General features: G+C 73.6%; 22 protein-coding genes. 9 read left to right on the forward strand and 13 right to left on the reverse strand.

The annotated features are described in order from the left end of the window. Positions 1 to 102 precede the first annotated feature (102 nt). A complete protein-coding gene (locus ACFV2S_RS02515; RefSeq protein ID WP_385553500.1) occupies positions 103 to 522 on the reverse strand; it encodes a molybdopterin-binding protein in 420 nt (139 codons plus the stop codon). Between the two features lie 784 nt (positions 523 to 1,306). Between ACFV2S_RS02515 and ACFV2S_RS02520 the strand changes: the two genes are divergently transcribed. Next, the gene (locus tag ACFV2S_RS02520; RefSeq protein WP_385553502.1) at positions 1,307 to 2,467 is read left to right on the forward strand and encodes a methyltransferase domain-containing protein; all 1,161 of its coding nucleotides are present in this window, start codon (positions 1,307 to 1,309) and stop codon (positions 2,465 to 2,467) included. Between the two features lie 55 nt (positions 2,468 to 2,522). Here the strand turns inward: ACFV2S_RS02520 and ACFV2S_RS02525 are convergent, their stop codons facing one another. Beyond that, positions 2,523 to 3,029: a MarR family winged helix-turn-helix transcriptional regulator gene (locus tag ACFV2S_RS02525; protein WP_385553504.1), complete on the reverse strand. Its 507-nt coding sequence runs from the start codon at positions 3,027 to 3,029 to the stop codon at positions 2,523 to 2,525. A 116-nt stretch (positions 3,030 to 3,145) separates the two neighbouring features. On the opposite strand from ACFV2S_RS02525, the gene ACFV2S_RS02530 reads away from it, so the two are divergent. From ACFV2S_RS02530 to ACFV2S_RS02545, 4 genes are all read left to right on the forward strand, one after another. Next, positions 3,146 to 4,363, forward strand: coding sequence for an MFS transporter (locus ACFV2S_RS02530; protein ID WP_385553506.1), 1,218 nt, complete (start codon positions 3,146 to 3,148; stop codon positions 4,361 to 4,363). Between the two features lie 301 nt (positions 4,364 to 4,664). Next, a complete protein-coding gene (locus ACFV2S_RS02535; protein ID WP_385553508.1) occupies positions 4,665 to 5,327 on the forward strand; it encodes a deoxynucleoside kinase in 663 nt (220 codons plus the stop codon). 4 nt (positions 5,328 to 5,331) lie between these two features. Then, on the forward strand, positions 5,332 to 6,564 hold the full coding sequence (locus ACFV2S_RS02540) for a hypothetical protein (protein ID WP_385553510.1): 1,233 nt from the start codon (positions 5,332 to 5,334) through the stop codon (positions 6,562 to 6,564). Continuing rightward, entirely contained in the window at positions 6,548 to 7,318 is a 771-nt protein-coding gene (locus ACFV2S_RS02545; protein WP_385553512.1) for a hypothetical protein, read from the forward strand. Before ACFV2S_RS02540 ends, ACFV2S_RS02545 begins: the two co-directional genes overlap by 17 nt. A 5-nt stretch (positions 7,319 to 7,323) precedes the next feature. Here ACFV2S_RS02545 and ACFV2S_RS02550 read toward each other — a convergent pair whose 3' ends face one another. From ACFV2S_RS02550 to ACFV2S_RS02600, 11 genes are all read right to left on the reverse strand, one after another. Continuing rightward, positions 7,324 to 8,586, reverse strand: coding sequence for an ABC transporter permease (locus tag ACFV2S_RS02550; RefSeq protein ID WP_385553514.1), 1,263 nt, complete (start codon positions 8,584 to 8,586; stop codon positions 7,324 to 7,326). Further along, positions 8,580 to 9,293 carry an ABC transporter ATP-binding protein gene (locus tag ACFV2S_RS02555; RefSeq protein WP_383785508.1) on the reverse strand — a complete coding sequence of 238 codons (714 nt, stop codon included), beginning with the start codon at positions 9,291 to 9,293 and terminating at the stop codon, positions 8,580 to 8,582. The genes ACFV2S_RS02550 and ACFV2S_RS02555 overlap by 7 nt, the downstream gene beginning before the upstream one ends. Further along, positions 9,290 to 10,102, reverse strand: a complete 813-nt coding sequence (locus ACFV2S_RS02560; protein ID WP_385553516.1) for a hypothetical protein — start codon at positions 10,100 to 10,102, stop codon at positions 9,290 to 9,292. Before ACFV2S_RS02560 ends, ACFV2S_RS02555 begins: the two co-directional genes overlap by 4 nt. A gap of 10 nt (positions 10,103 to 10,112) precedes the next feature. Further along, positions 10,113 to 10,568 (reverse strand): hypothetical protein, encoded by a 456-nt coding sequence (locus ACFV2S_RS02565; RefSeq protein WP_385553518.1) that lies wholly within the window; start codon positions 10,566 to 10,568, stop codon positions 10,113 to 10,115. Positions 10,569 to 10,620: 52 nt separating this feature from the next. Continuing rightward, entirely contained in the window at positions 10,621 to 11,160 is a 540-nt protein-coding gene (locus tag ACFV2S_RS02570) for an RICIN domain-containing protein (RefSeq protein ID WP_385553520.1), read from the reverse strand. A gap of 532 nt (positions 11,161 to 11,692) precedes the next feature. Then, positions 11,693 to 12,748, reverse strand: a complete 1,056-nt coding sequence (locus tag ACFV2S_RS02575) for a helix-turn-helix domain-containing protein (protein ID WP_385553521.1) — start codon at positions 12,746 to 12,748, stop codon at positions 11,693 to 11,695. A 320-nt stretch (positions 12,749 to 13,068) separates the two neighbouring features. After that, entirely contained in the window at positions 13,069 to 13,743 is a 675-nt protein-coding gene (locus ACFV2S_RS02580) for a 4'-phosphopantetheinyl transferase (protein ID WP_385553522.1), read from the reverse strand. After that, a complete protein-coding gene (locus ACFV2S_RS02585; RefSeq protein ID WP_385553524.1) occupies positions 13,740 to 14,642 on the reverse strand; it encodes a metallophosphoesterase family protein in 903 nt (300 codons plus the stop codon). The genes ACFV2S_RS02580 and ACFV2S_RS02585 overlap by 4 nt, the downstream gene beginning before the upstream one ends. Positions 14,643 to 14,658: 16 nt before the next feature. Beyond that, positions 14,659 to 16,074 (reverse strand): lanthionine synthetase C family protein, encoded by a 1,416-nt coding sequence (locus ACFV2S_RS02590; RefSeq protein WP_385553526.1) that lies wholly within the window; start codon positions 16,072 to 16,074, stop codon positions 14,659 to 14,661. Continuing rightward, a complete protein-coding gene (locus tag ACFV2S_RS02595; protein WP_385553528.1) occupies positions 16,071 to 19,304 on the reverse strand; it encodes a lantibiotic dehydratase in 3,234 nt (1,077 codons plus the stop codon). Before ACFV2S_RS02595 ends, ACFV2S_RS02590 begins: the two co-directional genes overlap by 4 nt. Positions 19,305 to 19,415: 111 nt before the next feature. Continuing rightward, positions 19,416 to 19,562, reverse strand: a complete 147-nt coding sequence (locus ACFV2S_RS02600) for a hypothetical protein (RefSeq protein WP_383785573.1) — start codon at positions 19,560 to 19,562, stop codon at positions 19,416 to 19,418. Positions 19,563 to 19,880: 318 nt separating this feature from the next. On the opposite strand from ACFV2S_RS02600, the gene ACFV2S_RS02605 reads away from it, so the two are divergent. The 4 genes from ACFV2S_RS02605 to ACFV2S_RS02620 all read left to right on the forward strand — a co-directional run. Then, on the forward strand, positions 19,881 to 21,773 hold the full coding sequence (locus ACFV2S_RS02605; RefSeq protein WP_385553530.1) for an HAD-IIIC family phosphatase: 1,893 nt from the start codon (positions 19,881 to 19,883) through the stop codon (positions 21,771 to 21,773). Continuing rightward, positions 21,770 to 22,012, forward strand: a complete 243-nt coding sequence (locus ACFV2S_RS02610; RefSeq protein ID WP_383785580.1) for an acyl carrier protein — start codon at positions 21,770 to 21,772, stop codon at positions 22,010 to 22,012. Before ACFV2S_RS02605 ends, ACFV2S_RS02610 begins: the two co-directional genes overlap by 4 nt. After that, positions 22,009 to 22,842: a thioesterase II family protein gene (locus tag ACFV2S_RS02615; protein ID WP_385553532.1), complete on the forward strand. Its 834-nt coding sequence runs from the start codon at positions 22,009 to 22,011 to the stop codon at positions 22,840 to 22,842. The genes ACFV2S_RS02610 and ACFV2S_RS02615 overlap by 4 nt, the downstream gene beginning before the upstream one ends. 73 nt (positions 22,843 to 22,915) lie before the next feature. Next, positions 22,916 to 25,964: beta-ketoacyl synthase N-terminal-like domain-containing protein (locus ACFV2S_RS02620; protein ID WP_385553534.1), on the forward strand; the 3,049-nt coding region annotated here is incomplete at its 3' end.

Genomic DNA, 25,964 nt, shown 5'->3' on the forward strand with positions numbered 1-25,964 from the left:
ACACACGGGGGGGGGGGGGGGGGGGGGGGGGGGGGTGGGGCGGGGCGGGGGGGCGGCCCCGCCGGGGGGGGCCCCCCCCCCCCCCCACGCTTGCTGGTGCGATCAGGCGGAAGCCAGCGAGATCTCGGTCGACTTGATCAGGGCGACGACGGAGGAGCCGGCGTTCAGGCCGAGGTCCTCGACCGCGTCCTTGGTGATCGCGGCGGTCAGCTCGCCGCCCGCGACGGAGACCTTCACCGATCCCATGGCACCGCCGGTCGAGACCTCGGTGACGGAGCCGGCGAGCTGGTTGCGGATCGAGATGCCCGCCACGGGGGCGGTCGCGAGGGCGACCTCGGTGGACTTCACCAGGGCCTTCACCGCGGAACCCTCGGCCAGGCCAAGGTCCTTGACGGCATCGACGGTGATCGCGGCGGTGATGTCCTGACCGCCGTCCAGGCGCACCTTCACGGACGCCATGGCCTCTCCCGCGGTGACGGCGGTGACGGTGCCGGGGAGCTGGTTACGAATGGACAGGGTCATGGAACACGCCTCACACAGCCGGTAACGAACAGTCATCACTTCTGTGACCTGCCTACGGCCGAAGCTACCGGAAAGGGAATTCCCCTTCTCCGTACGCATCGCATCCGCCAGCCGAACGGACGCGTTCTCCTCGCGCATTCCGCGGATGCGTCCTGATGCCGGCATTCCACGCCCATGACCCCTCTGAGCTGCCACTCTTCTCCCCCCGGAACGGTGAGCCACTTCATTCGTCAATGGCTCCGGAGCCCGCAGAAGATCCGATTCCTCGACGGTCGCCACCGCAATTGCGATACTCCTTCCGCGATCTCCGCTCAGGTGCGCCTATCGCATCAGAGGGCGAGTACGAGCGGGCGGGACAGGCCTCGCCGGACGGCGACACGAAGGCGGCGGCCCTGCTGCCAGGGGTGGCCGCTCCCGCACCGGAGGAGACCGGCGGGAAGAGGCCCCCTTGGACGATCCACCGGACCCGCGCGGGCCTCGAACCTCCGATTTCGGTGGACGCGTCCAGTCGTTCCGGCCACGCGGGCACTGTTGACTCCATCGCACCGGCACGGCGCGGCGGAGTGGCTCTCACCGCGACGTACAGCCGGCCAGGAGGCCCCTGCGCACCGCTCGCGGTGTTCGGTGCGCAGGGGGCCTCGTCGCGCCCGCCCGGCCCTTCGCTGAACCCGGCACACCTCGCCTCATGACGAGAGACGGTCTGGCATATGCGCATGATTCGGCGCATCCTTGCAGCGAATGCCATTGTAAAGGCCTTGGGTGGCTCGAATGCGAGGAGTGCGTGATGGCGGTGGTCGTGGTGCGGGATCCGGCGGTGGAGACTCCCGGCGGCGTGAGGACCGCACTCACCGGAGCGGGGCTTGAGGTCCGGTCCGAACCTCCCGTGCACCAGGCGTCCCCGGCCGTCGGCCTGGCGGGTGTCGAGGGCGTCGTCCTCCTCGCCGTGCCCCGGGCCGGCGTCACCGCCGTGCGCGCCCTGCTCCGGGACGCCCTCGCCGCGGAGGTGCCCGTGCTGGCACTCGGCGCGGGCACCCGGCTGCTGGCGGACGCGGGAGCCGTCGCCGACCCGGGCGGCACCGGGCGCTCCACACCAGGGATCGTCCTGACCCCGGCGGCCGGCAAGGACCCTCTCTTCGCGACGTGCGGCCCGCTCCCGGCAGAACCGCTCCCCGCGCCCGGGCCCTTCCCGCCGCCGGCCGACGCCGTCGCCCTCGCCGGCCGCGCGGGCCACCCTCCGCAGGCGTTCCGCCTCGGGACCACCACGTGGGGCGTGCGCTTCCTGGACGGCGGTCGGCTCGGCCCGTGGGGCGAGCGGCTCCTGCGCGGCTTCGCCGCCCTCGTGGCCGCCCGTTCCGCACACACCACCACCCGGGCCCACTTCACGCGCCAGGCGGGCGACTGGGAGGAGCGCTTCGCCCACCAGGCCCCCGCCTACGAGGCCGCCGTGGCGCGGATGCGGCTGAGGGCGGGCAGCCGGGCCCTGGACCTCGGCTGCGGCACCGGGCGAGCCATGCCGGCGCTGCGCGCGCAGGTCGGGCCGACGGGCCAGGTCGTGGGGGTCGACGTGACACCGGCGATGCTGGCGTCCGCCGCCCGGCACGCCCGGCACCGGCAGGGCCACCTGCTGGCCGCGGACTGCAACCGGCTCCCGCTGCCCGGCCGGTCCGTGCACGGCATCTTCTCCGCAGGACTGCTCGACCAGGTGCCCGACCCACGGGCGACCCTCCGCGAATGGGGCCGCGTCAGTGCCCCGGACGCCGTCCTGCTGCTCTTCCACCCCTCCGGCCGCGCCGAACGCGCGGCCCGCAACAACCGGCCCCTCGACCCGGACGACCTCCTCGCCGAGGGCAACCTCCGGCCCGCTCTGGAGACGACGGGCTGGCGCGTGGACGCGTACGAGGACGCCGCCCGCCACTTCCTGGCCCGGGCCGTGCTCCGGGGCTGAACGCGCGGCCGGCCGGGCGAGGACGGGCACCTCTCGTGTCGCCCGCCCCGGCGCGTCACTCGATGGTCGTGTCGCCGAGGGTCTCCAGCACGTGCCGCAGGGCTTCGGCTGCCTGGTCGACCTGGTCCCGGTCTATGTCGGCGAGCAGCTGCGCGTAGTTCGCCAGATGGTCGGCGAAGGCGGCCCGGGTGACCTCGTGCCCGTGCTCGGTGAGGCGGATCTTGATGGTGCGCCGGTCGTCGCCGTCGCGTACGCGCTCGACCAGCCCCTTGGCCTCCATCCTGTCGATGCGGTTGGTGATCGCACCGGAGGTCACCATGGACGCCTTGATGAAGGCCCCCGCGGTGAGCGTGTAGGGCGGCCCGGAGCGCTGCAGCGTGGTGAGCACGTCGAACTCGCCGTGCTCCACGCCGTGCGCGGCGGCCGCGGCCTTGGCGGACCTGTCGACCACCCGGGCCAGCCGCTGGATCCGCCCGAAGAGCTGGACCGGCCAGAGGTCCTCCACCACGTCGGGGCGCTCCTTGGCCCACTGGCCGACGATCGCGTCCACGGCATCGCTCATCGCCGCACTCCTCTCAATGGACATCTTCTCAACGTTAAGACACTTGACGTTGAGAGAGTCGGGCTGCTTTTATCTCAACGTTGAGATTATCAAGGCTGAACGACTGGAGCACGCCGATGTACGACCTCGCCCTCCGCGCCGCCCCGGCCCCCGCCGCGGCCCCCCGCCGGGTCCCCGCCGTGTGGCTGGCGCTGCTGGCCACTCCGGTCGCCGCGAGCGCCAACAGCCCCGTCCTGATCCTTCCCGACATGGCCGCCTCGCTCGGCATCCGTACGGCCACGGCCACCTGGCTCGTCACGGTCTTCGCCTGGGCCATGGCAGTCGGAACCCCGCTGATGGCGGGCCTGCTGCGGCGCCGCGGTCTGGGCGTCACGCTCCGGCTCAGCGCGGCCCTGATCGTGGCCGGCACCGCGGTGGTCGCCGTGACACCCTGGCTGCCGCTGGCCATGGCGGGCCGGGCGGCCCAGGCGGCGGGCGGCGCGGGCCTGATCACCGCGGCGATGAGCCTGGCGGGATCGGTCCGCCGCATGGGGGTCATCACCGCCGGCTTCGGCACGCTCGGCGCGGTCGGACCGCTGCTCGGTTCGGCCATAGCGGATGCCGTCTCCTGGCGGGCCTCCCTCGCCGTCGGGGCCGTCGCCCTCCTGGCCCTGCCGGCGGTCGTGCGCCGCGCCGACCTCTCCGCCCCCCGGGAGAGCACGCCCTTCGACGGCCGGGGCGCCGCCCTGCTGGTCCTGACGGCGACGGCCCTGGTGCTCATCCCCCGCCACCCGCTCCCGGCGGTGACCGCCTCGCTCCTGACGGCCGCGCTCCTGGCCCTGCACGTCCGGTCCCACCCCACGGGCTTCGTCCCGCTGGCCCTGCTGCGCACCCGGGCCTTCGTCCTCTCCGCCCTGCTCGCCTGCACCTTCGCGACCTCGTACTTCACGCTGCTCTTCACCGTCCCGCAGCTGCTCCGCGACCGTACCGACTGGTCGACCTCCACGATCGGCACCGGGCAGCTCGTCGCTCTCCTCGCGGGTTCCGCGCTCTCCATGGCGCTGGCCGCCGCCTCGGCCCGGCTGGGCCGCCCGCGCGTCCTCGCGATCCTGCTCGTCCTCGGAGCGCTGGCCCCCCTCACCGCCGTACTGACCCCCTGGGCACCGCTGCTCCTCCTCGTGGCGACGCTGGCCGTCCTCACGACGAGCGCGGGCCAGGCCACGCTCGCGGTCTATGCCACCCAGGCGGCGCCGGCGGCGCAGCGTCCCACGGCGATCGGCCTGTTCAACCTCTGCTACCAGCTGGGCGGCGCCTTCGGTCCGGCGATCGCGGCCCTGATCACGCTGGGCGCCTGACGCGGCGGACGGCCGCCTCTCCGGACGGGATCCGGGACCGCCCCACGGGGGTGGGCCCGGATCCCCGATCGTCATCTAAAATTCATGGCGGTCACGGGGCTACATCCTGTCGCCGCGCGCCGCCGCAACGCGGCCACCGGTCGAGGAGAGCGGACTGGTCCACGTCAGGGTCCCCGTACCGGAACCCATGACGTCGATCACGACCTCCCTGGGGAATCGCGCGACCACCGACGGGCGTCTCAGTGGTGCGGGAGGCCCGGCCCCCGCCCACGAACAGAAGACCCCCAGGGAGAAGTGAGGTATGCCGGTGATCTGCGTCGGTGGCATGATCGGAATCGGCAAGACGAGCGTGGCCGAACTGCTCGCCAAGGAGCTCGGCAGCGACGTCTTCTACGAGAGCGTGGACGACAATCCGATCCTGCCGCTCTTCTACTCGGCGAGCCCCGAGGAGATCCAGGCGAACCGCTACCCCTTCCTGCTCCAGCTCTACTTCCTGCAGACGCGGTTCGCCTCGATCAAGGAGGCGTACAAGCAGGGCGACAACGTGCTCGACCGCTCCATCTACGAGGACTGGTACTTCGCCAAGGTCAATCACGACCTGGGCCGGATCAGCGCCCTCGAGATGCGGGTGTACGAGGGGCTGCTCGACGAGATGATGCGCGAGATCGACGGCCTGCCGTACCGCAAGGCGCCCGACCTCATGGTCTACCTGAAGGCGGACTTCGAGACGGTGCTGCACCGCATCGGGCTGCGGGGGCGCGACTTCGAGCAGGACGAGAGCCTCGTGGAGTACTACCGGACCCTGTGGTCCGGCTACGACGACTGGGTGCACAAGCACTACTCGGCCAGCGAGGTGCTCGTCGTGGACATGAACCACACGGACATCGTGAACAACCCCGAGGACGCGGCCCGCGTGGCCCAGGAGGTCAAGGACGCCCTGGCGGCGACCCGGCGCAGTGCCTGAGCCGATGGACGCGGCAGAGACGGCGGAAGCCCGCATCGAGGATGCCGGCAACACCCTGGTCGCGCCGTCGACCCCGCGGGACGATGATCCGGTCAAGGACTTCTTCGGATCCACGATCACGCCGGAGGACCTCGCCTCCGGCGCGCACGACCTCGCGGGCGGGACCGTCTACCTCTGTGGGGACATCTCCGCGATCAGCGCCCGCCGACTGGACGTCGCTGCACGGGTGTTCGTCGTCCGGGAGCTCTCCCACGGTCACCGCGAGGACGACGCCGGGGCGTCCTGGCCCCTCATCGGCCTCGGCCGGGTTCCGGTGCGGGTGCACGGCGTCGGCGTCCACTACCGCCGGTTCTTCGAGCCCGGCGCCGATCACTTCGGACGGATCAGGGCGGAGCACGCGTTCCAGTCCCTGACGGAGTCCACCAAGCCCGGGACGGCCCGTCGCACCGGGGTCTATCTGACGCCCGTCACACGAGACGGTGACGCCCTGCGCTTCCGCCTGCTCCGGTGCTCCACGAACCTCTCCGGACCGACCGAGAACTTCGGCCCGACCGACACGCAGATCGTCGAGGCGCTGAACCGCGAGGCCGCCGCCGTCTTCCGGAACCATGCCCCGCTCAATCACGTGCTCGCGCAGACGTACCACAACACCCTCGCCACGCCGGGGCGCAAGCAGTCCAAGGCGAGGATCGCGTCGCACGCCGACAAGACCAAGGACATGCCCGTCAACGGCGTCATGGCCTTCTGCACCTTCTACGACCGGCTCGACGAACTCGAACCGCTGGCCGGGGACGCCTTCGACCACGGCGTGAGGGGGGTCAGCGCACTGACCCGGCTCCGCTTCCGCCTGAAGGACGCGACCGCCCGGCTCGACGGGGCCGCGCTCCCCCCGCAGTTCGGCGTGACCCTCCATCCCGGCTCCGTCTTCTTCATGCCGCTGTCCACCAACCGCCTGTACACGCACGAGGTCCGGCCCTCGGCACTGGACGCGGAGTCGCTTCCGACCCGCCTGGGATACGTGGTGCGCTGTTCGAGCACCGAGGCCGTGCACCGGGACGGGCAGACGTTCCTGGAGGCGGCCGGGGGTCCGGTGCGGCTGGAGCCGCCCACGGAGGCCGGCATGGACGAGCTGCGCGGGCTGTACGCCGAGGAGAACAGGAGCTCGTCCTTCATCGACTACGGCGACCGGTTCCGGTTCAGCATGAACACGGGAGACTACGTTGCCCCCCGCGTCTGAGATCCCGGGCCGGATCATGTCGTACGCGCTGCCGGAGGAGGAGAACCTCTTCCCGGAGCTGTCCGCGTCGGCGCGTTTCGAGGACGTGGGGAAGGGGCGCCGGGGCACCACGCTCACCAGGGTCGACGAGACGGGCGCCGTGCCGCTCGTCCGCACGACCACGCGATACGGCGGCCCGGCGCAGCGTTTCCGTCCCGTGCACGAGCGGCTGGCACGGCGCATCGAAGCGGTGGCGGCGCTGCCCCCCGGCTTCAACAACGCCCTCATCGAGAGCTACACGAACGCCTGCACCACCATGGGCATGCATTCCGACCAGGCCCTCGATCTGGCCGACGAGTCGTTCATCGCCGTCTTCTCCTGCTACGAGCGTCCCGAGGAGAGCCCGCCGAGGAAACTCGTCCTCGCGTCGAAGGGCCCCGGCGGCGAGAGGTTCGAGGTCCCCCTCGCCCACCACGGCGTCGTCGTGTTCTCCGTCGACTCGAACCGCTTGCTCAAGCACAAGATCGTCCTGGACACTCCCGACCGGAGGGCCGCCAACACCTGGCTGGGCGTGACCTTCCGTACGTCGAAGACCCTCGTCCGGTACCACGACGGCCACCCGCACCTCCCGCAGGGCGAGCGCCTAGTGCGGGCCGACGAGGAGCAGAGCCGCGCGTTCTACCGCCTGAGGCGCCGCGAGAACGACGAGACGGACTTCCGCTACCCGCCGCTGACCTGCACCGTGAGCGAGAGCGACCTGATGCCACCCGTCTGACCCGGTCAGCCGCGCAGGGCTTCGGCCGGTTGCACGGAGGACGCACGCCGGGCGGGATAGATCCCGGCGACGACTCCGGTCGCGAGGCCGACGAACGGGGCGACGACCAGGACCACCGGGTGCATGACCGGCGTCCAGTGCCTGATCAGCGCCACCGCCAGGACGGACAGCGTGCCGATGGTCGTGCCGATGAGTCCACCGAACGCGCCCAGCGTGCCCGACTCGGCGAGGAACTGGGCGGTGACGTGCCGCCGTTGGGCGCCGAGGGCGCGGCGCAGGCCGATCTCCCCGGTGCGCTCCAGGACCGCCACCAGAGTGGTGTTGGCGATCCCGACCGCTCCGATGACCAGGCACACCCCGGCGAGCAGCAGGAAGAGCTGTTCGAGGTCGGAGGTCACGGAGGACCGCAGGCTCTGCGGGTCGGGCGGCGGAACCGCCTTGAAGTACTCCGGGTGGTCGGGACGCAGCGCCGTGGGCGCCTCCCCGGCCACCTGCCGGGCGGCGCCCAGGTCGGTGGCGACGAGCATCCTGGTGTCCTGGACGGGACGCCCCCAGAGTTCCACCGCCGTGGTGGGCGGCACGAGGACGGAGAGCAGCAGGTCCGGCCTGCGCTGCACGTCCTCGACGATGCCGGCGACGGTGAACGGCTGCCCCCCGATGAAGATCGCCGGTCTGGTCTCCAGCGTGGTGATCCCCAGCCGGGCGGCGATGCCCGAGCTGATCACGGTGACGCGCTGCCGGGTGCCGGTGTGGAAGTCGTCGTACAGCCTGCCCTGGGAGAGACGCGGCTCGGCCGCGCGCAGGGCGCCGGGGGCGGCGGCCACCACGGCGAGGGCCTCCCCGCCGGTGCCGCCCACCGGGGCGGCGGCGACGATGAGTTCGGGCGTGCCCCGCCGGGGCCGCACCGTCCACAGCACGCCGGCGTGCCGCACCCCGTTGAGCCGCTCGACCCGCTCCGAGGCGTCGTCCGGGAACGCCGCGTCGGCGAACTCGTCCTGTTCGCGGGCGATGTCCTCGACCGTCACCTCGGTCGCGGAGAGCACGTTGAAGCGGGAGTCGATCTGTGAGGAGGCGGTGGCGGTGAGGCCGAGGACGGCGACGAAGGCTCCGACGCCGAGGACGGTGCCGAGCGTGGTGAGCGCGGAGCGGGCGGGGCGTTGCAGCATTCCGGCCAGCGCTTCGGCCAGCAGGTCGCGTGGCACGAAGGCGGAGCGCCCGATGCGCGGCGGGGGCGCGGCCTGCCGTGTCTTGCCGTTCCGGTTCAGCATGTGCGGGCCTGCTCGCTCTCGCTCAGTACGCCGTCCCGGATGGTGACGGTCCGACGGCCGCGGGCGGCCACGGCCGGGTCGTGCGTGATGAGGACGATCGTGATGCCCTCGGCGTTGAGGGCCTCGAGGAGCTGGAGCACCGCCTCGGCGTTGCCGGTGTCGAGGTTGCCCGTGGGCTCGTCGCACAGGAGCAGCGAGGGCCGGGCGACCAGGGCCCGGGCGATGGCCACCCGCTGGCGTTCGCCGCCGGACATCCGGGTGGGAAGCGCGTCGGTCCGGTGGCCGAGGCCGACCCGGGCCAGCGCCTCGCGGGCCCTCCGGGGGCGCTCGTGGCGGGGGGCCGCGCCGTAGACCATGGCGAGTTCGACGTTCTCGCGGGCGCTGCGGTGCGGCAGCAGGTGGAACGCCTGGAACACGAACCCGATGCGGCGGCCGCGCACCGTGGTGCGCTCGGTGTCCTTGAGCCGGCCGGTGTCGATGCCGTCGAGGAGGTAGCTGCCCGACGTGGGGCTGTCGAGGAGGCCGGCGATGTTCAGGAACGTGGACTTGCCCGATCCGGAGGGGCCGACGACGGTGATGAACTCGCCCCTGTGGACCGCCAGGTCGCCGGGGTGCAGCGCCTGTACGGGCGGCGGCCCCGGATAGGTGAGGCCGACCTGCCGGAATTCGATGACGGGCGGTTCGGACGGGGTCGGGGACGCGGTCATCCGGTGGCCTCCGGTACGGCGGCGTCCGTCCGGACGCCGGTCACCACCCGGTCTCCCTCGCCGAGGTTCCCGCTGTCCAGGGGAATGACCTGGACGTTCCCGTCGCCGGAGGTACCGGGCTTCACCCGGACCCGGCGCTGCCTGCCGTCGCCGTCGAGCACGGTGACGGCGGTGGAGCCGTCGGCACCCGCCGACACCGCGGCGACGGGCACGACCAGGACCTTGCCGCCGGTGGAGGCGGCCAGGACGGTCAGGCGGACGTTCTGCCCGGTCCATGCGGCCTCCAGCGGCCGGCCCGGCGCGAGGGTCATCAGATAGCCGTCCGCGTCGGACGGCCCGCCGTCCGGCTGTCCGTCCGGCGCGTCGCCGTCGGAACGCGGCGTCGTACGGGTGGTGGCGAGGGACCGTACGGAGGCCGTGGCGGTGGCGCCGTCGATCTCGGAGAGGATCTCCGCCTTCTGGCCCGCCCTGATGAGGCCCTTCTGGTGGTCGGGCACGTAGCCCTGCACCACCAGGGGGCCCGCGGCGACGGTCATCACGGTTCCCTGCACCTTGGAGCCGAGCCGTACGGGGAGGTCCGTCACCCGCGCCGGGAAACTCTCCAGGAACGCGACCTCGCCGGAGGGGACCATGGGGCCGGAGGCCGCCCGCGCGGCGACCAGGCCCTCGCGTGCGGTGGCCAGGTCCTCGCGGGTGCGTGCGACGGCTTTGCGCAGGCCCTCCAGGTCGGGTCCGCCGCCCTTCGCCTTCTGAAGGGTGATCGACGTGCTGTGGTGGGGCGGAATTGGCCTCCGCCCCACCACGGTCATGGGCCGGGGATCAGGAGCTGGACGAGTCGTACACGGTCCCCGAGCAGTTGTTGCCGAAGAGGTGCGCGTCCATCACGTCGTTGGCGTTCTGGCCGCTGCTCAGGGTGACGTAGGCCAGGTTGCTCACGGAGCCGTAGTTCGCGATCTTGAAGCAGGGGCCCGTCCACTGGGAGTGGTAGTACACCGAGATCCTGGTGTCCACGTCCCAGTTGTCGACGGAGCTCACGTTGAGCGGCCAGTTCTCGCTCCAGTAGAGGTAGGCGTCGGGGAAGCCGTCGTAGTGGATGGACGCCCAGCTGGACTGGGACCTGTAGTCGTCCCGCTTCAGCCCCTCGAAGTCGGAGTCCGAGTACAGACAGGCGTTGTCAGGAGTGCAGGAGGCCGCCTGCGCGGGCGCGGCCATGGTGATTCCCGCGCCGAGCAGGGACGCCGCGGCGACGACCATCGCCGAAACGCGTCGCATCATGAGTGTGTTCCTCTCTTTCGTCCAGCCGGATGCGCCAAGGGATTCCGGCGGGCTAGGGAATGTCGCCGGCGTACCAGAGCTGGTTGTCCCCGTAGTGGCAGTCCCACTGACGGGCCTGAGCGCCGTTCGCCCTGCTCCAGTCGGCGATCTCGAGGCACTTGCCGCTGTTCACGTTGATGAGGGCGATCACGTCGAGCCCGTCCCAGGTGGTGGTGCCGGCCCACTCCCACCGCTGGTTGGCTCCGCCATGGCAGTCCCACTGGCGGGCCTGAGCACCGTTCGCCCTGCTCCAGTCGGCGATCTCGAGGCACTTGCCGCTGTTGGCGTTGATCAGCGTGCCGTTGCCGGCGAACCACCACTGCTGGCTGTAGCCCAGGTGGCAGTCCCACTGCCGGGTCGCGGCACCGTTGGCCGTGCTCCAGTCGGCGACCTCAAGACACTTGGTGGCGTTCAGGTTGGTGAGCCTCTGCCAGTCGGTGCCGATGGCCGCGGACGCGGGCGAGGACGGCAGGGACAGGGTCACCACCACACTCGCCGCGATCAACCCGACAGCACGGCGCAGGAAGCGGCCGAGTCCGGTCGGCATGCGCATTCTGTTCTCCTTTTCGTCTCGGGGGCACGGAGCGGGGGCAGGAGTAGAAGGTCGTCCAGTCGCCGCTCTGCTCGGCCGGAACCGACACGACCTCGTCGCCGTAGTACGTGGCGAAGGAGCAGGAGTTGTTCCGGTAGAAGGTGACGCCGACCTCGCCCTTCCACCACCACCCGCTGATCCAGGTGTCCCTGCTCGGCGTGATGAAGCAGGCCGACACCGCGTCGCCGTTCTGGTTGTAGCCCTGGACGCGGATGGAGTAGACGACGGTGCTGGTGTCGTGGAAGTGGAGCTGCTGGCCGTTCGATCCGGCGAACGACTGGCCCGCCGAGCCCAGCACTCCGGCGAAGGCCAGGGCAGCGGCCGCGACGGTGGTGGCGGCCTTCTTGCGCACGCTCATGTGTCCCCCTGAGCTGAATGTCGGACGCCTCCTCGCGGAAAGGGCGAGGGGCACGGAGACGCGGCGGTCAAAAGGCCGATGCCACTGTCGATGGCATTCCGGGCGTCGGGCCGGGTTGTTGTCCCGTGGCTCCGTTCACGCTGTGGCGCTGTCTCCAGCGAAGAATCTAGGCCCGGCCGACGCGCCGTGGTGTGCAGGGCGTGCCGTGTTTCTGTCCTCTGCGTGCCGCGGGGCGACCAGGGAGGACGCGCGGTGTTCGACGGGGGTGATTCCGTAGGCTGCGCGGAAGGCCCGGCTGAACCCGGTCGCACTGGAGAACCCCCAGCGCGCGGCGATCACGTGAACGGGCTGAGCGCTCAGTTCGCCGCAGGCGAGGTCGGCGTGGGCGTGCTCCAGACGGCTCTGGCGGATGTGCGCCGCGACGGTCCGGGGCTCGTCCCCGAACAGCCGGTGGAGACCCCGCACGGACAGGCTGTGCCGGTCGGCGATCGCCTCGGGCGTCAGTCCCGGGTCTCCGAGGTTGGTCTCGACGAACCGGTAGATCCGCCGCAGCGTCTCCTGGGCGCGCGCCTCACCCGGCGCCTCACCGGGGTCACCGAGGCGGCGCGCGAGGAACGCCGTGGTCAGGTCGAGCGCGACGGTCCCCAGGGCGCGCAGCTCCTCCGGGCGGCATCGCGGCCCTTGAGCGTGCAGCGTCATCAGGAAGTCGGCGAGGATCGCCCCCGACCCCGCGTCCGCGGGCAGGCTCCGCGCGAGGAGACCGGCCACCCGGTCGGGGCTCAGTGCCAGCGACTGACGGGGGATGTGCAGGACCACCGTCTCGATCCGGCCGTCCGTGCAGGCCCCCTCGCTCGGTCGCGAGGTGTCCGTGAGGACGAGTCCCCCCGCGATCACCGAGTCGTTGCCGTGCTGGGAGACCCGGACCTCGCCGTGGCTGACGAATCCCAGCTGCAGGTACTCGGGGTCGGCGCGCCGGACGTGCGTCGGGGTGCGGCGCGAGACCACGGGCGAGCAGGCCACGGAGGACAGCCGCACCACGCCGAGGTCCAGCTCCCTCACGCCCGCCCGGAAGTCGGCCGTACTGGGTGTGCTGAGCATGACAGGCATGAAGTCGCGGTACACCGTCTCGCAGAACCAGTCGAACCTGTCGTCCCCCGCCGCGTCGGCATCCGGCAAAACCAGCGAACCCATGTGATCCCCCCACATCTCGACGCGGCAACGAGCCGCCCCCCGACCGGTCGCACAGCCGTGTTCCACGCCACCGGCATGTGATCAGTTAACAGAGGCAGGCGACCGCCTGAAGTGCGATCATGAGAGGGGGATTCCATCCTTGGCGGATCTGACCAGGGGGAATCGCCGGGGTTGGGAGACTCCTCCACGACCGGCGACCGCGGGGGCCGCTGCGGGGCCCTTGTCCCGGGGAGCGAGGCTCCTTCACGCAAGGGCGTGACGCAGCGGGTCGCTGTCCCTTCGCTAGGCATCCGCCCCAGGCCGTCCGCCGGGCGGCCGGCTCACCCGGGTCGCCCCGGGACGGTGATCGCGGTGAGCAGGAGTCCCCGCTCGGCGAGCCAGCGCCCTTCCAACCGGCCGGGCAGGGCGGCTCCCCGTGGGGCGGGGGGCAGGACGCGGGCCGTGAAGCCGCCGCTCGTGCCGTCGTCCGGAGTGAAGGTGAGGGACGCGTCCTCGAAGTCCAGGCGCTGCCCGGTCCAGGGGTACCAGGACTTGTACACGGCCTCCTTCGCGCTGAACAGCAGCCGGTCCCAGCGGACCTCGGGCCGCGACCGCTCCAGCTCGCTCAGATGCCGCCGTTCGTCGGGCAGGGCGATGGCGTCGAGGACGCCCTCGGGCACGGGCGCGTTCGGTTCGGCGTCGATGCCGAGGGCGGCGACGGTGGACGAGCGGGCCGCGACGGCCGCGCGGAAGCCCGCGCAGTGGGTGATGCTGCCGAGGAAGCCCGAGGGCCAGACCGGTGCGCCGTGCGGGCCGGGCAGCAGCGGAGCGGCCGGCGCGCCCAGGCCGGCCAGGGCCCGCCGGGCGCACCGGCGGGCGGTGGTGAACTCGCGGCGCCGGGTGTCCACGGCCCTCGCGATCAGCGCGGCCTCCTCAGGGTGGAGGTCGCCGGGCTCGGCGACGTCCTCGAAGGCGTCCACGGCGGCGACGCCCTGCGGCACCAGACGTTCGATCACCGGCCCGCCCCTCGCGCGGGCTCCTCGGACAGGATCCGGCGGAGGCCGACCTTCGGGTGGCGGGGCCTGCTCCACTCGCGCGGGTAGCCGACCGACACCTCCTCGAAGCGCACCCCGTCATGCCAGGTGGTCCGGGGGATGTGCAGATGCCCGTAGACGACCGTGCCGGCCCGGAAGCGGAGGTGCCAGTCCGAGGTCCGTTCCGTGCCGCACCACTGCGCGAAGTCCGGGTGGCGCAGGATCCTCGTGGGTTCGCGGACGAGCGGGTAGTGGTTGACGAGCACCGTCGGCAGGTCGGGGTCGCGGGCCGCGAGGCGCTCCTCGGTCAGCGCGACGCGGGCCTCGCACCAGGCCTCGCGGCTCGGGTACGGATCGGGGTGGAGGAAGAACTCGTCGGTGCAGACGATGCCGTTCTCCTCGGCGCGGGCGAGGGACTCCTCCTTGGTGGTCACACCGGGCACCCGGAACGAGTAGTCGTACAGCAGGAAGAGGGGCGCCACCGTCACCGGACCTCCCTCGCCCCGCCACACCGGGTACGGGTCCTCGGGCGTGAGGACGCCGAGACCGCGGCACAGTGCCACCAGGTGCTCGTACCGCTCCTGGCCGCGGAGCTGGACCGGGTCGTCCTTCGGGGTCCACAGCTCGTGGTTGCCGGGTGCCCACACCACCCGCGCGAAGCGCTCGGCGAGCAGGGACAGGGCCCACTCGATGTCCTCGGACATCTCGCCGACGTCGCCGGCGACGAGCAGCCAGTCCTCGTCCGTGGTGGGCCGCAGCGACTCGACGATCGCCCGGTTCTCGCGGTAGGCGACGTGGAGGTCGCTGATGGCCAGCAGACGGCCCATGCTCTCGGTCATCCCGTCGTTCTTGTCGTCGTTCTTGTCGTCGAGGTCGGTCATGCGGTGCTCATGGTGCTCATGAGGTCACGAAGACCGCGTCCCAGTCCGTGGCTCCGGCCGGGTGCCGCGCTCCCTCGGCGCGCGAGGCCTCCGCGTACCCGAGGAGGGCCAGGGCCACCCCGGCGGCGCCGTCGATGAGGGACGGGCTCTCCAGGACGACAGTACCCCCGGGGGTGCGCACCAACTGCCGGTATCCGAAGGACGATTCGGGGTCGTGGAGGGAGACCAGCGCGTCCGCCAGACGGTCGGCGCCGCGCCACAGCGCCGGCTCGCCGGTACGTTCGGCCAGCCGGACGGCGGCGTGCAGGACGCCCGCGAGGCCGTGGCAGAAACCCGGGTCGTCCTCTCCGAGTGCGACGAGCGGCCGGGCGAGGAGCGCGGTCATCGCGTCGACGGCCCGGCGGGACAGGGCCTCGTCGCCGAGCTCCTCGCCCGCCAGGTGGAGCGCGCCCGCGATGCCGGCGGTGCCGTAGCACCACCCGGCGCGCGTCGTCGCGCCCCGGGCGGACGGCGCGGCACCGGTCTCCTCGTCGAAGGCGACCCGGCCGGGCCACGCGACCGAGCCGTGCCCGTCCTCGTAGGCGTGGCCGCCCAGCCAGTCGGTGATCCGGCGGAGCGCGTCGAGGGTGCCCGGGGCGCCGTGGCCGGCCCGGTGTGCCAGCGACAGGAGGGCGAGCGGGCCGCAGACGCCGTGGGCGGCGCCCGCGTTGAAGTCGCCGCGCGGGTAGGCCGCCCGGTCGCGGGGCACCGCGTAGCGCTCGGGGGAGCACCACCAGCCGGGGACCTCGACGCCGTCGACCCGCCGGGGTTCGGTGAGGGCGACCAGCAGGGCGAGGACGTCCGCCAGGGCCTCCGCCGCCCGCTCGTCGCCCCGGACGGCCGCCGCGAGGAGCACGCGGCCCTGGCCGGTGAGGCCCGCGACGACGTCGTAGTCGAGGTACGAGAGCCCCGCGTCCCGGCGCTCGGACAGCGCGGCGGCGCGGGCCCGTGCGTGGTCGGCGAGCACGCCGGTGCCGCGTTCGAGCAGCCGGGCGTAGCCGCCGGTGGCCTCGGCGCCGAGCAGGGCGGGCAGCACGAGGTTCCCGACGGCCGCGGGTCCCTCGCGCGGGGCGAGCGTGGTGGCGGCGGCGAGATGCGCGTGCGCGGCGGCGCGCCAGGCGCCGTCGTGCCGGGCGCAGCGGTCGTGCAGCAGCGCGACGCCCGGATGCCCGAGCAGGACGGAGGCCGGCTGCCACCCGGGCAGCATCAGCTCCGCCGGCACCCCGGCGAACTCCTCCGCGGTGACCCGGGCGACCCGCTCGGGATCGCGCAGCCGCTCGGCGACGTCGAGCACGACCCGCCACGCGGAACCGCGCGAGCGCGCGCCGGGGGCGGAGACGGGGGCGGTGGGCGGAGGGTCGGTGTCCGGAGTGCTCCGGTGGGGGTGGGTCATCGGCGGTGCCTCTTCCTGCTCAGGGCGAGGGCCAGGCCTTCACGGGCCGTCACGTGCGCGAGGATCTCCTCCTCGCGGCGGGGGCCGACGAGCCGGTTGCAGTGCATGTGCGCGAGGCTCAGCGCGACCGGGGCCCGGCGGTGCGCGTCAAGGACGCCACGGAGGGCCGTCAGGGCCTCGGCGCGGACGGAACGCGGCCCGGCGGCGGAAGGGGCGGCCGCTTCGGAGGGGTCGGCCACGGCGTAGAGGTCGGCCACGGCGTAGAGGTCGGCCACGGCCTCCTTCGTGGCGCGGGCGACCTCCGAGCGCCGGGTCAGGAAGCGGGGGTCGCCGAGCCAGTCGAGGGCCTCCTGGGGGCTCCCGAGCCCGGTGAGGAGGTCGAGGATGCCGAGCGCGGCCCGGGTGACCACGGGCAGCCCGACGCCGTCGCCGCCCCCGGCCAGCTGCGTGAGGACGGCCGCGCTGTCCGCGTGGAAGACCCGTTCGGCGTGGGCGAGTGCCGCCGGGCCTCCGTACCGCTCCGTCTCCGGGTCGTACGTGTCGAGCACCAGACGGTCGGTCAGGCCGGCGTCGCGCAGCTCCTCCGCCCACTCCCGTACGGCCGGCAGCAGCACCGGCCAGAGGGTCTCCGGCTTGCCCTGGAAGCGCAGGCGCAGATGCGGGTCGGGGTCCGCGTAGCGGAGGAAGAACCAGGCGTCGGTCCCGGCGGCGCGCGCCGCGTCGGAGTCGACGAGCCGGCTCACGTGCCGGGAGAGGACCTGGTCCTGGAGGCCGTCGGGGACGTACAGCTTGGCGTACAGCCACTCGCCGCCGGGCAGTACGGCCCGCCGTCCGGGCGCCGGACCGGCGGCGGGCGGCGTGGGAGGGGCGGGCGGGGCGGCCGGGGCGCGGGAGCCGCGGGCGAACAGCGGGACGACGAGTTCGCAGGCGTGCGGGCCGTCGGGCCCGGCGAACCAGCCCGTGCCTTCCGGACCCCCGTACCACTCGTTGACCACCAGGCCCCGCGGCCGCTTCACCTCGTCGTGCAGGACGAGGAGGTGGCGCGGGTCGTCGAGGTCGACCGTGACGCGGTTGTCCGCCCGGGCGAGCAGCACGTACCGGGGCACCCCGAGGCGCAGCCGCCACGCGGCGACCGCCTCGCGCCAGCCGGGACCCGTGCCGTCGGTCCGGGCCGCCGCGTCCTCGGACAGCGCGCTGTCCGGGAGCCAGCGGGCGGGCGCGAGGACGACGCGGCCCAGCCGGACCCGGGGCAGGGCCGGGGCGGCGGCCCAGGAACCCCAGTTCCAGGGGGCGCACCAGTCGTGGCCCTCGTAGCCGAGTTCGAGCAGGAAGCGTGCCACGTACGGCAGATGGCCGCTCTGGGGATTGAGCATCGAGTGCGACACCGGGCGCACCGTGCGGCCCGTCGGCGCGTGGACGACCCACATCCGGTCCAGGTCGGCGTGGACGGCGAGGTCCTCGGGGCGCAGGTCCGTGACGCGGTCGCCCGCGGCGGAGGCCGGTACGCCGAGCGGGATGCGGTACGGGAGCAGCGGGGGGACGGTGGCGACGTTCGCGGAGCGGGCGACGCGGGGCCGGTACGCGACGGTGGCGACCAGCTCGCCGCTCGGGGCCGGCACCCGCTCCCCGTCATGCCCCTCGGCGCGCGCCACGATCGCGTCGAGCGCCGCGCCGCCGTCGCCGAGGACGGGCGCGAAGCGGCCGAAGGTGGCACCGGCCCGGGGCGAACCGGGGTTCGCGCCCAGGACCAGGTGGAAGTCGCCCGCGAGGAGCGCCTCCCAGCTGTCGGCGGCGAGTTCGGCGCCCAGTTCGAGCGAGGTCGGCACGCCCCGCTCGGTCGCGGCCCCGTCCGTCGGTCCGCTCCGCGCGCCCAGGGCGTCCAGGGTCGTGTCGTCGAGGACGATCTCGGGGGTGCCGTCCCCGGCCCCGTCCGGGTGCCGCAGGGCGGCCAGCACCAGTTCCCCGAGGAGCTGGTCGCGGCGGCGGCCGTCCGCCGTGGGCGCGGTCGGCTCGGCGGGTGCGCCGTCCGCGCCCGCGCCGCTCCGGTAGGACTCCGGGAGGCCGAGGCCACGCGCCTCGTCGAGGAGTTCGAGCAGCGGCACGGCGCGCTCGGTGCCGTACCGCTCCAGGAAGGCGAGGTGGTAGGCGCGCAGGTGCGGCATGCCCGGCCGGGTGGCGGTGGTCCGCCAGAGGGCGGCGGCGGCGCGCTCGGCCTCGCGGCCGACCTGCGCCGGCAGGACGAGCCGTGTGTCGAGCCGCAGGTCCGACTGGATCAGGTCGTCGGCCTCGCGCAGGGCCCGCATCCGGGCGGTGACCTCGGCGAGCGCCGCCCCGCGGTCGTCGGGCGCGGCCGTGTCCAGGGCGGCGAGCCCGTCCCGTATCCCGGCGAGGGCCCGGGGCACCGGGTGGTCGACGCCCGCGAGCCGGTCGAGGACGTGGTCGAGCGGGGCCGTGTGGTCGGGCGGCGGCATCAGATCGCTCACGAGGAAACCGCTGCGGACGAGTTGCTCCACGGTCCGCTCCACGGTCGCCGCCGGGGCCTGGGGGAAGTGCTCGGCGAGTCCGGCGACCAGGTCGGGCCAGGCGACCGGTCCGGCGGTCCGCTCCAGGACGTGGGCGACGACCGCACTCGACCGCACGGAGTGCGCCAACTGGCGCTTCCCGTGGGGGTCGTGCTGGTCCACGAGGATCACGCGGCCGTCGCGTACGGTGCGCAGCGGGTCGGCGATCAGGGCGCCGCGTTCGCGCAGGCCGGGGGCCGCGACGACCTCGTCGGCGAGCAGGCCGTGCAGCCAGGCCGCGTCGGGGCGGCTCGCGGTCCGGTGCGCGTCGCCCACCTCCCGCACGACGTCGGCGCCGGTGCCGCTGTCGGTGCGGGCGAGCGCGACGCCCGCGAAGTGGCCGAAGGGTGTGGCCCGGAAGGTCGTGCGGAGGCGGTACTTGGTGAGCGCGACGACCGTCCGCTGGAGGCGCTTGCGCTTGACCGGCGTCCCGGCCCGTGTCTTCTCGGCCTCGTCGGCCAGGCTCGGGCTGGCGAGGCGTACCGCCGCGAGGAACACCGGATCGGCCGTGAGCCGCGCGACCTCGGCCCGCAGCGCCTCGTCGGAGGCGAGATCGGCGGCGCCGGGAACGGGCGGCACGGGGGGCGCGCCCGCGTCGGGCGGTACGGGGCGGGCGGCGGCGCGCAGCAGCACCGTCCCGGCGGCGTCGAAGATCCCGCTGTCCGTCACGTGTCCGTCCCCGGTCCGTTCTGTGCGTGCGTGGGCAGTGACATGGGTGCGCCGGGCGGCGCGGCCCCGGAGGGCCGTGCCGCTCGGCGTGTGATCAGCCGATGGGGCCGATCAGCAGTGCCAGGACGTCACCGGGCAGGAGAGACAGGTGCCGGTGCCCGTGAAGGACTTGGCCTCCATCGCGGGGGCGTCCTGGATCACGACCTCCAGGTCGAGGTCGAGGTCGAACTCCAGCTCGGCGGTCAGTGCGGTAGCCATGCGTTCCTCCATGAATCGCGGTCGCTGCGACAGCCGGTTCGGCCGGCCGCCGATCACGCCGTGGTGCGGAGCAAGATCTAGGCGGGCCTTCCAAACCATGGCTTAAGAGGCCCTAGGGCCTGCCTTTCGGATCGAGGTGGGCACCTGGGCCTGGCACATGCGCTCGCCGGGTCGTCGGCCTCGGCCAGCCGTGCTCCCTCCTGCCTCCCGCCCCGCGAGCCGAGATCCACAAGTCCCGGCACAGGCGGCTGTAAGGGCGGCTTTAGAACGCTCACCAAGCATGGCCGACGTCGCACCCGACGTACGGGAGAGCTGGGAATGGTCGAGAAGACGGACGACGACGACACGCTGCGGTCGCTGCACGAGCGGGGCCGGGTCGCCGCCGAGTACCCGAAGGTACGGGCGCTGGTCGGCGCCGACGCCGCCGGGCGGCGCTGGGCGGGCAACCTGCTGGCCCGCATCGGCCCGGACGCCGTGCTCGCCGAGCACCCGGACACACCGGTGGTGTCGGTGGCCTTCACCGGGCACAGCACCGTGTCCGGACTCGTCGCGCCGGTCACCGCCGAGCTGGCCCGGCACGGGCTGCTGCTGCGCCCCCACGTGTCCGACTTCGACGGCTACGTCTTCGACCTGTCGGACACCGGGAGCGAGCTGTACGCGGCGAAGCCCGACGCCGTCGTGTGCCTCCTGGACGCCTCCGTCGTCTTCGACGAGGTCCCGCAGGCCTGGCGGCCCGACGACGTGGCCCGGGTCTTCGACGAGAAGCTGCGGCTGCTCGACGGCCTCGCCGGCGTGTTCGACGGCGCGGGCCGCGGCACGCTCGTCCTCAACACGCTCCCCCTGCCGCGCGAGTGGCCGGCGCAGCTGGTCGCGCTGCGCGACCGGGCCCGGCTCGGCGCGGTGTGGCGGGAGGCCAACGCGCGCCTGCTGCGCCTGATGGACGGGCACCCCTCGCTGACCGTCCTCGACCTCGACCCGCTGCTCGGCGCGGAGCTGCCGCTGCGCGACGACCGGCTGGGCGTCTACACGCACACCGAGCTGTCGCCCCAGGCGCAGGCGGCGTACGCGGGCGAGCTGGCCGACGTGCTCCGCGCGGCCACCGGGCGGTCGAAGAAGGTCCTGGTCCTCGACCTGGACAACACGGTGTGGGGCGGCATCCTCGGCGACGACGGGATCGAGGGCATCGAGGTGTCCGGCTCCTACCGCGGCGAGGCCTTCCGCAGGCTGCAGCGCACGGCGCGGCAGATCGCCTCGCAGGGCGTGCTGCTCGCCGCGGTCAGCAAGAACGACCTGGAGCCGGTGCGCGAGGTGCTGAGCTCGCACCCGGACATGACGCTGCGCGAGGACGACTTCGTCCGCGTGGTCGCCAACTGGCGCCCCAAGCACGACAACCTGCGCGAGCTGGCCGCCGATCTGAACCTCGGCGTCGACAGCTTCGTGTTCGCCGACGACAGTCCGTACGAGTGCGGCCTCGTCACCCGCGAACTGCCGGACGTCGCGGTGGTCGCGCTCGACGACGAGCCGGCGCTGCACGTCGAGAAGCTGCTGCGGGACGGCTGGTTCACCGTACGGGACGTCACGGCCGACGACCTGAAGCGCCCCGAGCGGTACCGGGAGGAGCTGGACCGCAAGGACTTCCTGGACAGCTTCTCGTCCCTCGACGACTACCTGCGCGAGCTCGACGTCCAGGTGCGCTTCGCGGACGCCTCGCCCGCCGAAGTGGCCCGGGTCTCTCAACTGACCTTGCGCACGAACCAGTTCAACCTGACCACCGAGCGGCTCCAGGAGGCCGAGGTGGCCGAGCGGGCCGCCGCGCCGGGCTCCCTCGTCCTCACCATCCGCTCCGCCGACCGCTTCGGCGACAACGGCGTCGTCGGCGCCGTCCTCGCCCACCGCGACGACGACGCCCTCGTCATCGACAACTTCCTGCTCAGCTGCCGGGTGTTCGCCCGGGGCATCGAGCAGGCCTGCCTGTCGGCGCTGCTCGCCCACGCCCGTGAGCAGGGCCTGAGCACGGCACGGGCCGACTACCGGCCCTCGGCCAAGAACGGCAAGGTGCGGGACTTCTACCCCGCCAACGGCTTCGCGCCGGCCGCCCCGGACGGCGCCCCCGACAGCTCGCCCGTCCGCTTCCGTCACGACCTGGCGGACATCACCGCGCCGCCGGAACACGTCCGGCTGACCCTGAGCCTCGGAGGGCTGCACCAGTGAAGAACCTCGACGACTTCCTGATCCTCGTGGAGAACGAGATCGGTCTTTCCCTCACGCCCGCGACCGTCGGCGCCGGATTCGACGAACTCCCCGGCTGGGACTCCCTCCACCTGCTGACGCTGCTCACCGCGATCGAGCGGGAGACCGGCCGGCGGGTGCCGATGACTCAGGTCCTGGAGGCGACCAGCCTCCACGACATCTTCGTGCTCACGGCGGCGGCGCGGACGGTGGAGACATGACCGGTGCCTCCGTCGGTTCCGGCACCACCGTGCCGGCCCGACGGGCCCCGGCCCGCTCGGCGTATCTGCTGCCCCGGCAGCCCGACCCGACCCGGGCGCCGCTGCGGCTGTTCTGCTTCCACCACGCGGGCGGCGCTGCCTCCTCCTTCTCCGGCTGGCAGGAGCGACTGGGCGGCGGCGTCGCCGTCGTACCGGTGCAGCTGCCCGGCCGCGAGCACCGGGTCAAGGAGCCCAGGCTGCGCGAGTTCGCGCGGCTCGTCGACGAACTCGACGAGGCGCTCGACCCGCTGCTCGACGCCCCCTACGCCTTCTACGGGCACAGCATGGGCGGCATCGTCGCCCACGAGCTGACCAGGCGGCGGGTCGAGCGGGGCCTCACCCCGCCCCGACAGCTCCTCGTCGGTGCCTGCCCGCCCCCGCACCGGCCGCACCCGGCCGACGGCGTCCCCCCGGAGCGGCGCACCGACGAGGAGCTGACGGCCTGGATGGCCGGCCTCGGCGGGCTGCCCGACCTCGTGCGGCGCTACCCGGAGTGGCTCCGGCTCGCCGTCGCCGTGCTGCGCGACGACCTGAGCCTCGTGCACAGCCACACCTCGGGACCCGGCACCGCCACCGCGCCCGACCCGCTGCCGGTCCCGGTCCGCGCCCTCGCCGGGTCGAGCGACCCGCTGGTGACACCGGGGCTCGCCGCCGAGTGGGCCCGCCACACGACGGCCGACTTCCGGGTGTTCACCCTGGCCGGCGGGCACTTCTTCCACCGCACCGCACCCGGCATCGTGCTCCGGCTGGTCGCCTCGCTGCTCGCCGCCGAGCACAGCGCCCGGTCCTGAGGACCCCGCCGGGCCCTCCCCATCCACGTTCGACCTGTAACCCGCGCACACCGAAATTCGGAGACGGTAGACGATGACTGCTGTACCCCACCCCGTCGTACTGTGGCCGGTCTCGGCGCCCGGACCGGCCTCGCTGCGAGCCCGTGCCACCGCGGCCGCGGAACTGCTCGACGGCCTCACCGGCCTGTCCCCGGCGTCGGCCGCGGCCGCGCTGGCGTCGGCCGACGAGGCCGCGGGCCACCGGGCCGTGGTCGTCGGCCGGGACCGCGACGAGCTGCTCACGGGGCTGCGGGCGCTGGCGGCCGGGCGGGCCGAGGACGCCGACGCGGAGGTGCGGCGGGGCCGGCTGCCGGAGGACGGCGCGGCACCCGGCGCCGTCTTCGTGTACTCCGGATTCGGCGCGCACTGGGACGGCATGGGCGTCGACCTGCTCGACGGCTCCGAGGCGTTCCGGACCAGTCTCACCGCCTGCGCCGACGAGCTGCGGCCGCTGGTCGGCTGGGACCTGCTCGACGTCCTGCGGGGCGTCGAGGGGGCGCCGGAGCTGGAGTCCGCGGCCGTCGTGATGCCGGCCCTGGTGGCCGTCATGATCGCGCTGACCGAGGAGTGGCGCTCGAGGGGCGTCGAGCCGGTCGCGGTGGTCGGGCACAGCATCGGCGAAATGGCCGCAGCGCACGCGAGCGGGGCGCTGTCGCGGGCCGAGGCCCTGCGGATAGCGGCGGTGTGGGGTGCGGCCCTCACCGACGCGCTCGCGGGTGACCACGGCATCGTGGCGGTGCTGCTGCCCGCCGAGGAGATGCGAGAGCGTCTCGCGCCGTGGGGCGGCCGGCTGGGGCTCGCCGCCGTCAACGGTCCCGGCTCGGTGACCGTGTCGGGCGAGGAGGAGGCGCTCGGCGAGCTGGAGGCGGTGCTGGCCGCCGAAGGCGTGCGGACCCGCCGGATCCGGTCCGACGTGCCGGTCCACGTGGCGCAGGTGGACGGGATCATGGACCGGCTGCTCGCCGAGGTGGGGACGGTGCGGCCCACCGCGTCCCAGATCCCCTTCTACTCCTCCGCGCTCGGCGCCGCCGTGGACACGAAGGAACTCGACGGGCCCTACTGGGCAGGCCAGTTGCGGCGTCCGGTGCAGTTCGAGTCGGCGGTACGCGCGCTGCTCGCGGACGGTCACGGCGCGTTCCTGGAGGCCGGACCTCATCCCGTGCTCAAGATGGCCGTCGAGGAGACGGTCGAGGACGCCGGTCTGGCGGCGGACGTCGTGGTGGCCGGGTCGCTGGTGCGCGGCCGCGACGGGCGGCAGGCGCTGGCGGCGACGCTCGCCGACCTGTGGACGTACGGCCTGCCCGTCGACCTCGCCCGGGCGGCGGCGCTCCAGGAGGGCCACGACCGGGGCGGGGAGGACCGCGCGGACGAGCCCGCGCACCTGGAGCTGCCCCCGTACGACACCGCCGCGGACGCCTCCGAGGCCGCCCGCTCCGTCACGGGGCTCCGCGCCGAACTGGACGCGGCGACCGAGGAGGAGCGCCGTCGGCGCCTCCTGGAGGTCGTGCGGGAGCAGACCGCCGACGCGCTCGGCGTCGACCGGGGCGCACCCGTCGGCGGGCCCGGTGACACGTTCCGGGACCTCGGCCTCGAGTCCTCGGCCGCGGTCGCGCTGCGCAACCGGCTGGCCGGGGCGCTCGGCCTGCGGCTGCCCGTGGCCGTCGCCTTCGACCACCCCACGCCCGCCGCGCTCGCCGCGCATCTGTACGCGCTTCTGTACGGGACGGCCGCGACGCCCGCGACCACGGCCCGCCGCGCGGACGTCGACCCCGGCGAGCCGATCGCGATCGTCGGCATGGCCTGCCGCTACCCGGGCGGGGTGTCCTCGCCCGAGGACCTGTGGAAGCTGGTCAGCGAGGGCACCGACGCCATCGGTCCGTTCCCCGGGGACCGGGACTGGGACGAGGACCTGTACGACCCCGACCCGGAGGCCGTCGGCAAGTCCTCGACGGCGCGGGGCGGATTCCTCTACGACGCGGGTCTCTTCGACGCCGGCTTCTTCGGCATCAGCCCGCGCGAGGCGACGGGCATGGACCCGCAGCAGCGGCTGCTCCTGGAGACGGCCTGGGAGGCGTTCGAGCGGGCGGGCATCGACCCGACGACCCTGCGCGGCAGCGACACCGGCGTCTTCGCGGGGACGTACGGCCTGGAGTACGGCCCGCGGCTCGCGGACGCCGCCGAGGGCGGCGTCGACGGCTACCTCCTGACGGGCCAGTTCGGCAGCGTGGCCTCCGGTCGCATCGCCTACACGCTGGGGCTCGAAGGCCCGGCGATCACGGTGGACACGGCGTGCTCCTCCTCGCTGGTGGCGCTGCACCTCGCGGTGCGCTCGCTGCGGCAGGGCGAGTGCTCGCTCGCCCTGGCCGGAGGCGCCGCGATCATGGCGAGCCCCGGCATGTTCGTGGAGTTCAGCCGTCAGCGCGGACTGTCCGCCGACGGCCGGTGCAAGGCCTTCTCCGCGACGGCCGACGGCACCGGCTGGAGCGAGGGCGTCGGCCTGCTGCTCGTCGAACGGCTCTCCGACGCCGTCCGCAACGGCCACCCCGTCCTCGCCGTCGTGCGCGGCACCGCGACCAACCAGGACGGCGCGAGCAACGGCCTCACCGCGCCCAGCGGCCCCGCGCAGGAGTCCGTCATCCGCCAGGCGCTGGCCGATGCGGACCTCGGCGCGGAGCAGGTCGACGCGGTCGAGGCGCACGGCACCGGCACCCGCCTGGGCGACCCGATCGAGGCCCAGGCCCTGATCAACACGTACGGCGCCGGTCACGACGCCGAACACCCGCTGTGGCTCGGCTCGTTGAAGTCCAACATCGGCCACGCGCAGGCCGCCGCCGGTGTCGGTGGCGTCATCAAGATGGTGATGGCGATGCGGAACGGGGTGCTGCCCCGGACCCTGCACGTCGACGAGCCGACGGACCACGTCGACTGGTCCGAAGGCGCCGTACGTCTCCTCACCGAGCAGCGGGCCTGGGACGCGGCAGGGGACGAGCCGAGGCGCGCGGGCGTGTCGTCGTTCGGCATCAGCGGCACGAACGCGCACGTCGTGATCGAGGAAGCCCCCACAGCCGCCGACGAGACCGAAC

Source organism: Streptomyces sp. NPDC059695 (genome assembly GCF_042733785.1).
Classification (GTDB): Bacteria; Actinomycetota; Actinomycetes; order Streptomycetales; family Streptomycetaceae; genus Streptomyces.

Excerpts from the sequence above, each read along its gene's own strand:
- ACFV2S_RS02515 (WP_385553500.1), bottom strand. The coding sequence starts at position 522 with ATGACCCTGTCCATTCGTAACCAGCTCCCCGGCACCGTCACCGCCGTC.
- ACFV2S_RS02520 (WP_385553502.1), top strand. The coding sequence starts at position 1,307 with ATGGCGGTGGTCGTGGTGCGGGATCCGGCGGTGGAGACTCCCGGCGGC.
- ACFV2S_RS02565 (WP_385553518.1), bottom strand. The coding sequence starts at position 10,568 with ATGATGCGACGCGTTTCGGCGATGGTCGTCGCCGCGGCGTCCCTGCTC.
- ACFV2S_RS02575 (WP_385553521.1), bottom strand. The coding sequence starts at position 12,748 with ATGGGTTCGCTGGTTTTGCCGGATGCCGACGCGGCGGGGGACGACAGG.
- ACFV2S_RS02535 (WP_385553508.1), top strand. The coding sequence starts at position 4,665 with ATGCCGGTGATCTGCGTCGGTGGCATGATCGGAATCGGCAAGACGAGC.
- ACFV2S_RS02530 (WP_385553506.1), top strand. The coding sequence starts at position 3,146 with ATGTACGACCTCGCCCTCCGCGCCGCCCCGGCCCCCGCCGCGGCCCCC.
- ACFV2S_RS02605 (WP_385553530.1), top strand. The coding sequence starts at position 19,881 with ATGGTCGAGAAGACGGACGACGACGACACGCTGCGGTCGCTGCACGAG.
- ACFV2S_RS02540 (WP_385553510.1), top strand. The coding sequence starts at position 5,332 with ATGGACGCGGCAGAGACGGCGGAAGCCCGCATCGAGGATGCCGGCAAC.
- ACFV2S_RS02585 (WP_385553524.1), bottom strand. The coding sequence starts at position 14,642 with ATGACCGACCTCGACGACAAGAACGACGACAAGAACGACGGGATGACC.
- ACFV2S_RS02560 (WP_385553516.1), bottom strand. The coding sequence starts at position 10,102 with ATGACCGTGGTGGGGCGGAGGCCAATTCCGCCCCACCACAGCACGTCG.
- ACFV2S_RS02570 (WP_385553520.1), bottom strand. The coding sequence starts at position 11,160 with ATGCGCATGCCGACCGGACTCGGCCGCTTCCTGCGCCGTGCTGTCGGG.
- ACFV2S_RS02550 (WP_385553514.1), bottom strand. The coding sequence starts at position 8,586 with ATGCTGAACCGGAACGGCAAGACACGGCAGGCCGCGCCCCCGCCGCGC.
- ACFV2S_RS02525 (WP_385553504.1), bottom strand. The coding sequence starts at position 3,029 with ATGAGCGATGCCGTGGACGCGATCGTCGGCCAGTGGGCCAAGGAGCGC.
- ACFV2S_RS02615 (WP_385553532.1), top strand. The coding sequence starts at position 22,009 with ATGACCGGTGCCTCCGTCGGTTCCGGCACCACCGTGCCGGCCCGACGG.
- ACFV2S_RS02590 (WP_385553526.1), bottom strand. The coding sequence starts at position 16,074 with ATGACCCACCCCCACCGGAGCACTCCGGACACCGACCCTCCGCCCACC.
- ACFV2S_RS02600 (WP_383785573.1), bottom strand. The coding sequence starts at position 19,562 with ATGGCTACCGCACTGACCGCCGAGCTGGAGTTCGACCTCGACCTCGAC.
- ACFV2S_RS02555 (WP_383785508.1), bottom strand. The coding sequence starts at position 9,293 with ATGACCGCGTCCCCGACCCCGTCCGAACCGCCCGTCATCGAATTCCGG.